Annotated in this window: 7 protein-coding genes; 5 read left to right on the top strand and 2 right to left on the bottom strand. The window is 74.1% G+C overall.

Features of this window, described 5'->3' with window-relative positions; translation table 11 throughout:
• The first annotated feature begins 188 nt into the window (after positions 1-188).
• The 3 genes from ACR9ZG_RS08075 to ACR9ZG_RS08065 are packed head-to-tail and all read left to right on the top strand — an operon-like array spanning position 189 to position 3,204.
• Positions 189-1,028, top strand: coding sequence for a carbohydrate ABC transporter permease (locus ACR9ZG_RS08075; RefSeq protein ID WP_481284309.1), 840 nt, complete (start codon positions 189-191; stop codon positions 1,026-1,028).
• Positions 1,025-1,924 (top strand): carbohydrate ABC transporter permease, encoded by a 900-nt coding sequence (locus ACR9ZG_RS08070; RefSeq protein ID WP_481284308.1) that lies wholly within the window; start codon positions 1,025-1,027, stop codon positions 1,922-1,924. The genes ACR9ZG_RS08075 and ACR9ZG_RS08070 overlap by 4 nt, the downstream gene beginning before the upstream one ends.
• A 29-nt stretch (positions 1,925-1,953) precedes the next feature.
• On the top strand, positions 1,954-3,204 hold the full coding sequence (locus ACR9ZG_RS08065; RefSeq protein ID WP_481284307.1) for a hypothetical protein: 1,251 nt from the start codon (positions 1,954-1,956) through the stop codon (positions 3,202-3,204).
• 3 nt (positions 3,205-3,207) lie between these two features.
• Here ACR9ZG_RS08065 and ACR9ZG_RS08060 read toward each other — a convergent pair whose 3' ends face one another.
• Together ACR9ZG_RS08060 and ACR9ZG_RS08055 are read right to left on the bottom strand one after the other, a co-directional pair.
• On the bottom strand, positions 3,208-4,296 hold the full coding sequence (locus ACR9ZG_RS08060) for a helix-turn-helix transcriptional regulator (protein ID WP_481284306.1): 1,089 nt from the start codon (positions 4,294-4,296) through the stop codon (positions 3,208-3,210).
• Between the two features lie 6 nt (positions 4,297-4,302).
• On the bottom strand, positions 4,303-5,889 hold the full coding sequence (locus ACR9ZG_RS08055; protein ID WP_481284305.1) for a hypothetical protein: 1,587 nt from the start codon (positions 5,887-5,889) through the stop codon (positions 4,303-4,305).
• 259 nt (positions 5,890-6,148) lie between these two features.
• Here ACR9ZG_RS08055 and ACR9ZG_RS08050 point away from each other — a divergent pair, with 259 nt between their 5' ends.
• Positions 6,149-7,714, top strand: coding sequence for a hypothetical protein (locus ACR9ZG_RS08050; RefSeq protein WP_481284304.1), 1,566 nt, complete (start codon positions 6,149-6,151; stop codon positions 7,712-7,714).
• Positions 7,711-9,531 (top strand): DUF4012 domain-containing protein, encoded by a 1,821-nt coding sequence (locus tag ACR9ZG_RS08045; RefSeq protein WP_481284303.1) that lies wholly within the window; start codon positions 7,711-7,713, stop codon positions 9,529-9,531. Before ACR9ZG_RS08050 ends, ACR9ZG_RS08045 begins: the two co-directional genes overlap by 4 nt.
• Positions 9,532-9,538: the final 7 nt, after the last annotated feature.

Below are 9,538 nucleotides of genomic sequence, written 5' to 3'. Positions count from 1 at the left end.
CTCCACCTGGGGAGGTTCGCGGCGGCCTACCGCGCCGCCTTCGGGGAGCACCCGTCGGAGACGCTGCGGTCGGTCGGGGGGCGCCGGGGCACCGCGGGGGGCCCCCCCCCCCCCCCCCCCCCGGCGGGGGGGCGCCCGCCCGCCGCACGCGGGGCGCCGCCGACCTCTGGCGCGCCGTCCCCTGGACCCTGCCCGCCCTCCTGCTGATCTTCGGCATCGTGCTGTTCCCGGCCGGCTACATGATCTACAACTCCACCCGGCGCATCTCCGTCGCCGGGGTGGACCACGGGTCGGTCGGACTGCAGAACTACCTGACCGTGCTGTCCCGCCCGGAACTCCCGGGCATCCTGCTCAACTCGCTGGTCTGGGTCGTCTCCGTCGTGGTGATCACCGTTGTGATCTCGTTGGCGCTGGCGCAGTTCCTGGACAAGGCGTTCCCCGGCCGGCGCTGGGTCCGGATGGCGATCCTGATCCCGTGGGCGGCCAGCGTGGTCATGACCACGACCGTGTTCGTCTACGGCCTCGACCCGTTCTACGGCATCATCAACCGGTTCCTGGTCGACATCCACCTGATCGCGCAGCCGTTCGGCTTCACCAGAGAGCCGCTCCCCGCCTTCCTCTCGTCGATCGGCATCGCCGCGTTCGTCTCGCTGCCGTTCACGACGTACACGCTGCTCGCCGGCCTCGCGGGCATCCCGAGCGACATGATGGAGGCCGCCCGCGTCGACGGCGCCGGTCCCGCCCGCGCGTACTTCAGCGTCACGCTGCCGAACCTGCGCCCGGCGATCGCGCTGGCCAGCCTCATCAACATCATCAACGTGTTCAACTCGCTGCCGATCCTCAAGCTGATGACGGGCTCGATTCCCGGCTACAAGGCCGACACGACGACCACCTACGTCTTCAAACTGCTGCAGAACGAGCAGCGCATCGACCTGTCGAGCGCGCTCAGCGTGATCAACTTCCTGATCGTGCTGCTGGTCGTCGCGCTCTACCTCTGGATCGTCAAGCCGATGAAGGAGGTCTCGTGACCGCGCCCGCCCCCTCCCTCGTCGCTCCCGTGCAGCCGGTGGGGCGGCGCCGTCGCCCCGGCGGGTCCGGATTCAGCTGGCGCATCGCCGGGCGGATGCTCGCCGGTCTCCTGATCGCCGTCGTCTTCGTCGCCCCGTACGTCATCATGCTGGTCGGCTCGTTCAAGAGCCGGGACAACATCCTCGCCGTGCCGCCGACGTACCTGCCGACCGAGTGGCACCCCGAGAACTACCTCACGATGTGGTCGACGCCCGAGACGCCGCTACCGCTCAACCTCATCTCGACCATCGTGATCGCCGTGTGCGCGACGGCCCTCGTGCTCGTCGTGTGCGTCCCGGCCGCGTACTACACCGCCCGCTTCCGGTTCCCCGGGCGAGGCATCTTCCTCTTCCTCGTCGTGGTCACGCAGATGCTCCAGCCGACGGTGCTCGCCACCGGCCTCTTCAAAGAGATGGTGGCGCTCGGCATCAACGACACGTGGCTGGCGATGATCCTCATCAACGCCGCCTTCAACCTGGCGTTCGCCGTGTGGATCATGCACACGTTCTTCGCCGGCGTCCCGAAGGAGGTTGACGAGGCGGCGCAGCTCGACGGCGCAGGCAAGTGGACCGTGCTGTTCCGGGTGCAGCTGCCGCTGGTGTGGCCGGGGATCGTGACGGCCATCATCTACACGTTCGTGGCCTCCTGGAACGAGTTCGCGGCGAGCCTGGTGATCCTCTCGACGGACGCGAACCAGCCGCTGTCGGTCGCGCTGACCAAGTTCGTCGGGCAGTACGACGCGGCCTGGCAGTACGTGTTCGCGGTGTCGGTCGTCGCGGTGATCCCGGTCGTCGTGCTGTTCATGCTGATCGAGAAGCGGCTGGTCGGCGGACTGACCGCGGGGAGCGTCAAGTAGCCGCTCCGGGGGTACCATCCTCAGACGAGATGACTGCTGGTTCCACGAGAGCGGCCCCCGGAGCGCCGACCCTGCCCACCCTTCCGGCGACGGGGATCTCGCACCTGCGTCTGCTCGGCCGCGACGTCCCCTGGTGGCTGGCGATCCTCGGCGTGTACGCGGCCTCCCGCGTGCTCACGACGATGCTGATGCTCTCGCTGTACGTCGCGTCGACCATCGGGGGCTGGGAGTCGGCCGACGAGCGTTCGACGCCGGGCTTCTTCGGCTTCTCGAGCATCTGGGACGGCTGGTACTACGGCCGGATCGCCGATGTCGGCTACCCGGCCTCGCTCCCCACCGACGGCGCCGGCAACGTGGAGCAGAACCCGTGGGCCTTCCTCCCGCTCTACCCCCTGCTTGTGCGCGGGCTGATGACCGTCACCGGGTTGCCGTTCCCTGTGGCCGCGGTCGCTCTCGCCACGCTCGCCGGCGCCGGCGCCGCCCTCGTCCTGTACCGCGTGGTGGCCGTCAGGGCCGGGGCGCTCAGCGGCCTCTGGGCGACCGCGTTCTTCTGCTTCGGCCCGCTGTCGTTCGTGCTGCAGCTGGCGTACGCCGAGAGCCTGTTCTTCCTGCTGATGTTCGCGGCGCTGCTCGCCATGATCACCCGGCGGTACACCGCCATCATCCCGTTCGGCGTCGCCGCGGCCTTCACCAAACCGGGGGAGCTCGCCATCCCGCTCGCGCTGGGCATCGTGTTCCTCGTGCGGCTGGTCAGGGCCCGCCGCGGCGTCGAGACCTTCCGCCGCGCGGAGCGCTGGTCGATGGTCGCCGCCGGCCTCGTGACGGCGGCGGCGGGCCTGGCCTGGCCGTTCATCGCCCAGGCCGTCACCGGCTCGCCGGGCGCCTACGTGGAGACCGAGCTGGCATGGTGGACCGGCTTCATCGGCCGGGTGGCGTTCGTCCCGCTGACGCCGTGGTTCCTGTTCACCTGGCGCTACGCCAGCTTCGCCGGCGCGATGCTGGTCATCGCCGCGATCGCGGGCTACGTCTGGCTGCTGCGCCGACCGACGGTGAAGGCGCTCGGCACCGAGATCATCGCCTACGCCGCCAGCTACGCGCTGTACCTCTTCGCGGTGTTCCTGCCGCAGCAGAGCCTCTTCCGCCTGCTCATCCCGCTCGCGCCGCTGGCCGGGGCGCGCGGGCTGACGCACTCGCCGCGAGCGCGCACGATCGTGCTGGCGGTGGGGATCGTGCTGCAGCCGGTGGCGCTCATCCTGCTGTGGTTCATCGGCTATCCCTGACGGTCAGGCCGCGAGGGAACGCACGTAGGCGGCGAGCTCGCCGCGATTGGCCGTGCCGGTCTTGCGCATGATCCGGTGCAGGTGGCTTTCGACCGTCCGCACGCTCAGGACCAGCCGGGAGGCGATCTGCGGGTTGCTGAGGCCGCCAGCGACCAGGCGGGAGATCTCGCGCTCGCGGCCGGTGAGGTTCACCGCCGTCGCGTTGAAGCGGGTGGCGTCGAACGCGCGGCGGGGGAGCCGCGCGATGAAGGCCTCGCGCTCGGCGTCGACCTGCGCGGCCTCCTCCGGCTCGCCGAGCGCGCGCAGGCGCTCCGCCGCCAGACGGTAGGCGACGACGCCGAGACCCGACCGGCCGGTGGCCTGGAGCCGGGGCACGACCGCGCGCATGGCCTCCGGTGCGCCGTCGTCCCGAGCCTGGAGGAAGGCGAAGTGGGCGCTCAGGTGCTCGGCCTGCATGCCGGCCAGCCACTCCTCGGCGAGGTCGGCGAGGGTCCCGTCCGGCGAGACCTCGATGGCGTTGAGCAACGACCAGACGGCCCAGAGCTCGACGCCGTCGCGATGCATGTCGTCGGCGTGCGCGGCCAGGGTGTGCGCGGCCTCGGTCATGCGTCCGCGATACGCGAGCAGCTGGGCGGAGCTCCACGCCGCCGCGACACGACCCATCACCGACGCGGGCGCGGCGGAGGCGGCGATGCGGGCCTGCCGCTGCTCGCCGGAGGCCGCGTCGCCACGGCGCACGGCGGCGAGCGTGGCGAGCGCCAGGATGCCGAGCTCGTCGGAGCGGTCCAGCGATCCGGCCTCCCCGAGCGCGAGGATGCGTGAGAGCGACTCGTCGGCGGCGGCGTACTGCCCGGCGATCACCTGGCAGAGGCCGCTGACGAAGCCGTGCGCGCGGATGGCCGCCGCGTCGAGGTCGGACCAGGCGGACCGGAGCCCGCGTGCGGCGTGCGCCGACGCCTCGGCGTGCCGGCCATCGGCGAGGAGGACGAAGCTGCGCAGTGCGACGAGGCGCTGATCGACGGGGAGGGGCAGACCCTCCCGCTCGTCCAGACAGGCGCGGGCGTCCGCGAGGCGTCCGCGCGCGACCAGCACTGTCTCTTATACACATCTAAAAAAAAAAGGGGGGGGGGGGGGGGGGGGGGGGTGGGGGGGGGGGGGGCCCCCCCCCCCGCGGGCCCCCCGCCGGGGGGGGGCGCCGCCGGGCCCCCCCCCCGCGACCAGCACGCGGACGCGAGCCTCGAGCACGGCGGCCGTGACCTCGTCCGGCATCCCGTCGGCCAGGGCGAGCCGCTCGTCGGCATCGTCGGGGACTCCCCGGAGCTCCACCTCGAGGGCGACGGCCGCGGCCTCTGCGATGGCCCCGTGCTCGCCCAGGTCGAGTGCGGCGTGCCGCAGCTCGGCCACCGCGGTGTCGAGCGGGGCTCCCTGCTCCACCCGCCAGCGGGCGTGCAGCGCGGCGAGGCGGGCGCGGTCGGCCGGCTCACCTCCCACGCCGAGGGCGTCGGAGAAGGCGGTCCCGAGGAGGTCGGCTCCGGCGCCGTCCGCGAACAGCGTCAGGATGCGCGCGACACCGGTCGTCGCGTCGGGCGTGCGGTTCCACTGCGCCTCGGCGGCCGCGCGGGCCTCCGCGGCGCGCGAGTGGACGAGGTGCACGAGCAGCGCCTGGTCGTCGGCCGTCCGCTGCATGGCGGAGGCGGCCTGGGGCCGCTCGACCGCCGGCCCCAGGCCGCCGTCGAGCAGCCGGCGGACGGCCTCCGGAGCGGTCGCGCGGCAGTGGGCGGCGAGCAGCGGGGGCATGAGGGTCGCGATCCGGCGCTCGCCGATCCCGGCGATGCGGACGACGCCCCGCGCCTCCAGACGCCCGATGGATGCGGCGCCGCGCAGGGCGACGATCGTCTCGAGGTCGGCCGTGCCGAGCAGCGCGACGACCTCGGCCGTGGCGCGGTCGTCCTGGTCGATCCCGTCGAGGAGGCGCTCGGCCAGCCCCGTCAGCGATGCGCCGCCCAGGCCGGCGGGCGCGACCCAGGAGCCGTCGCGGTTGATGAGGCGGCCTTCGCGCCTGCCCGCTTCGACGAGTGCGACGGCGACGCCCACGACGCCCCCGGACTCCGCGAAGAGCCGGCTCATGGTGCGCGGCTCCACCGGGCCTTCCAGGCGGTCGGAGATCGCGGCGCCCAGCTCGTCGAGCCGGAGCGGGGAGAGCTCGACCGTGAAGGAGGCGCGGCCGGTGGTGCGGGCGCGGGGTCCGCGCGACGAGCGGACGACCGGAACGCCCACCAGGTGCGCGGCAGCCTCGATCGCGCCCGCCGAGAAGTCGTCGAGCAGGTCGGCGTCATCGACGACGATCACGCCGCGCACCCGGTTGAACGCGGAGGCGATGGCGTCGACGGCCGCCTGCAGCGGCGGAGACGACCGGCGGTCGGCGGCGCTGCCCCCGTAGCCGGCGAGCTGCACGGCGGCCAGCGGCATGGCGGTGAGGGAGGGGAGCCCGTCGATGCGGACGACGGCGTGGTTCGAGCGGGTGAGCGCGGCGGCGATCGCGTCGAGGACGGTCGAGCGGCCGCTGGAGCGCGAGCCGATGACGTCGAGATCCACGCCGGAGGCGAGGACCTCCTCGGCCAGGGAGAGGGCGGATGCGCGCCCGGCGAGGGCGGCGGAGGGACGAACGGGTCTGATGTCGGGCATGCCAGTCACTTGCTTGGGGTCGGGATGGTTTTCACTAGAATGTCAGATTGAAGTGCGATACTCAAAACACCGAGTTCCCACACCGATCGAGGACCCGATGATCACCTCCACCCCGTCGCACACGCCCGCTCACCCCCTCCCGTCCCGTGCACACGGGCCGCGTCTGACGCGGCGGCAGGCCGAGCGGCTCCAGCGCCGTTGCGGGGGAGTGTCCGCCGCCGCGACCACCGTGCTCGGGGCTCTTCCGTCGGACGGCGCGGTGTCCGACCGCGCCGTCGACGTCGCCTTCGCCGACGCTGCGCGCGCCGTGGCCGAGCGGATGTCCGCGCGGCGCGCACAGGCGTGGCGGGCGCTGAGCCGGAGGCTCGCCCGCGTCTCGGTTCTCACCGCGCCGCTTCGCGAGCTGCTGCGGCGCGACGAGCCGGAGGCCGACGCGATGCTCGACGAGCTGATCGCGCTGGGCTGGGCGGAGGAGGCCGAGCGGCTCGGGGAGCCCGTCGTGCTCGTCGCGGCGATCGCCCCCGCCGCGACAGCGCCGCAGGGTGACGCGCAGGAACCGGAGGACGACGGCTGGGTCGCCGCCGTCCGCGCCGAGTACGCCCGCATCGGCGCCGACCACGAGCTCGCCGCCGACCTGGCCGAGGCCGCAGACCACGCGGAGCTGCGGGCCCACCTCCGCCGGCGCTACCCCGAGCTGCTCCGCGATCCGCGCCGGCTCGCCGGGCTGCTCGCCGCCCTTCCCGCGGGCGACCTCTGCGGCGACCCGTGGCTCGTCGTCGTCGAGCGCCTCTGCGCGGAGGCGACCGGGTCGCCCGTGGCGCCGCGGCGCGTGCGTCGGCCCGTCGCCGCGATGCCGCCGCTGGAGCGCTGCTGGCTGCAGGCGGGCCGCATCCGGCTCGAGATGGCGGACGGCTCCTTCACGAAGGCGGTCGCCGAGGCGAAGTCGCTCAGCCGCCTGCTCGAACAGGCCGACGCCCCCGACGATGAAGCGGCCGAGCTCTGGCTGCAGAGCGCGGTCCCGCTCGTCCACACCGGGGATCACGCCGGAGCGGCGCTCCGGCTGCGCGGGGCCGCCGCCCTCGCCATCGTCGGCGACCGGCCGCACGTCGAAGCGCAGGCCACCGGCCTGCTGGCGCTCAGCGCCGCCCTGCGCGGCGACCTCGCCCAGGCCGCCCAGGCGCTCGTCGCGATGCCGGCCGAGGCCGACGAGCCGTGGCTCGTCCCCGCCCGGCTGGCGCGGGCACTGGTCCATGTGGAGGCGGGGCTGGCCGGTCAGGCGGCCGACGTCCTGGCCGAGGTCGATGCGGCCGGTCCCGGCGCCTTCTGGGCGATCCGTGCCGCGATCGGCGCGAGGGTCGCGCTGCTGCGCTCGATCGACGGGAACGGCACGGCCGACTCGTCGGCTCCCGGCCGGGCGCTCGACGGCATCGGACTGGCGGAGCAGCTGCACACCGGCACCAGTGCCAGCAACCACGACCGCGGCCTTCTCGCGGCGGCCGTCGCACTGCTGGAGCTGGCCGTCGGCCGCCCGGCCTTCGCACGCGCCGCCCTCGGCGCGTTCGACGACGGGCGGGAGACCACCGCCTGCGCTCGCGCGCTCACCGACCTCGCCGAGGGGCGAGCGGACGACGCGGCCGCGGTCGTCGCACGGCTCGACGCGCGGCGCCTCCAGCCCGTCACCATCGTGGAGACAGCGGCCCTGCGCGTCCTCACGGAGACCGATGAAGAGGCCAGGAAGGCCGCGCTCGGACGCGTGATCGCCATCGCCGGCCGCTGCGGGCTCTCCCGGCGAGCGGAGCAGATCCTCCGGATGGGGTCGCGGTGAGCGTCGACGCGCGCGCCCGTCGGTCCGGCGACCGCCGGGCGGCGAATCTGCGACGCAGCCGTCGCCTGGTGCTCGCGTGGCTCGGCGCGCTCGTCCTCGCGGTCCTCGCCGCAGCGGGTTGGGTGGGGGTGCGTCTCGCACTCTCGGTCGGCGAGCTCTCGGCCGTGCAGTCCGACGCGACGCGAACCCTGTCCGCGCTGACGGCGAGCACCGGGTCCGTGTCGAAGGATGACGCGGGTGCCGCCGCCGCGGGGGTCCACCGGCTCGACAGCCGGCTCCGCTCCGCGGGGTCGTACATCGGCGATCCGCTGTGGCAGGCGGCCGAGGGGGTCCCGGTACTGGGCGAGAACCTCCGCTCCTACCGGCACACCGTCGAGGGGCTCACCACGGCGGTGCACGGCGGCCTCGTCCCCCTGGTCCCGGCGCTCTCCGGGCTGCCGGGCGCCGTCTCCCTCTCGGAGGGCCGGGTCGATCTCGCGCGAGTCGCTGCGGCGTCGGACGACCTCCGCGGTGCCGCTCGCGCCCTCGACGACGCGGACCGCTCGCTGGCCGAGGCCGACGCTCCCGGGGTGGTGCCGCTGCTCGCGGACCGCTCCCGGCAGGCGCGAGAGCTGCTGGCGCCGCTTCGGCAGACGGTCGGGTCGCTCTCTGTCGCGGCGGCCGTCCTCCCGCAGGCCCTGGGCGACGAGGGTGACCGCCACTACGGCCTCCTGCTGAACAACAACGCCGAGCTGCGCGCGAGCGGCGGGATCGCCGGCGCGATGTCGGAGCTCACCGCGAGCGGCGGCCGGGTCGAACTCGGCAGGCAGCTCACCCCGTCGGACGTGAACCGGCCGGACGAGCCGCTGCCGGTGACCGACCAGGAGCGCGCCCTGTTCGGCGACCTCCCCGGACGCTACATCCAGGACGTGAACCTCACCCCCGACTTCGCCCGCTCGGGCGAGCTCGCCGCCGGGATGTGGGAGCGCGCCCTCGGTCAGCGGCTCGACGGCGTGGTCTCGGTCGACGCCGCGACGGTCGCCGACCTGCTGAGGGTGACCGGCCCGGTCTCCGTCGGAGGCCGCGAGCTGACCGCGCAGAACGCCACGCAGGAGCTCCTGCGGGAGGTGTACCTCCGGCTCCCGGAACCGGCCGACCAGGACGCGTTCTTCGCCGAGGTGACGCGCGCCGTCTTCGATCGACTGTTCCACGGCGGTGTCGATGCACGCGCCCTGCTGACCGCTCTGGATCACGCGGCGGAGCAGGGCCGGATCTCGGTCTGGTTCGCCGAGCCGTCCCTCCAGCGCGCGGTCACCGGGACCGCCGTCGCGGGCCCGCTAGCCCGCGTGCAGCCGCGCGGCACCCCCATCGGGATGTTCCTCGCCGACGCGACCGGCGCCAAACTCGGCTACGACGTGGAGGCACGGGTCACCGCGGCCTCCTGCCTGCCCGCCGGCGCGCGCGGTCCCCGCACGATCACGGTGACCGCCACCCTGCGCTCCACGGCGCCCGCGGACATCGCCGCGGCGCCCTGGTACGTCACCGGCGCCGGCGTCACCGACACGCCGGTCGGCTCCGTCCGCACGCACCTCCTCCTGGTCGGCGCGGAGGGGCTGCGGCTGCAGTCGGTCGAGCAGGACGGCACAGCGGCCGGGGTCGCCCCGACGGTGCTCTCCGGCCGCGACGTGGGCCAGGTCGCCACCGAACTCGCGCCCGGCGCCTCCACGACCGTACGCGCCGTGTTCGCGGTGCTGCCGGGAGCCGACGTGTCCCTCGACGGGCTCGTCACCACCCCGATGGCACGACCGGTCATCAGCACCATCGGCGGCTGCGGTTGACGCCCTG

The sequence above is a fragment of the Leifsonia sp. KNZ12-8B genome (genome assembly GCF_056755495.1).
The sequence above is the reverse complement of the archived record's forward strand: the minus strand, read 5'-3'. Positions and strand labels throughout refer to the sequence as shown.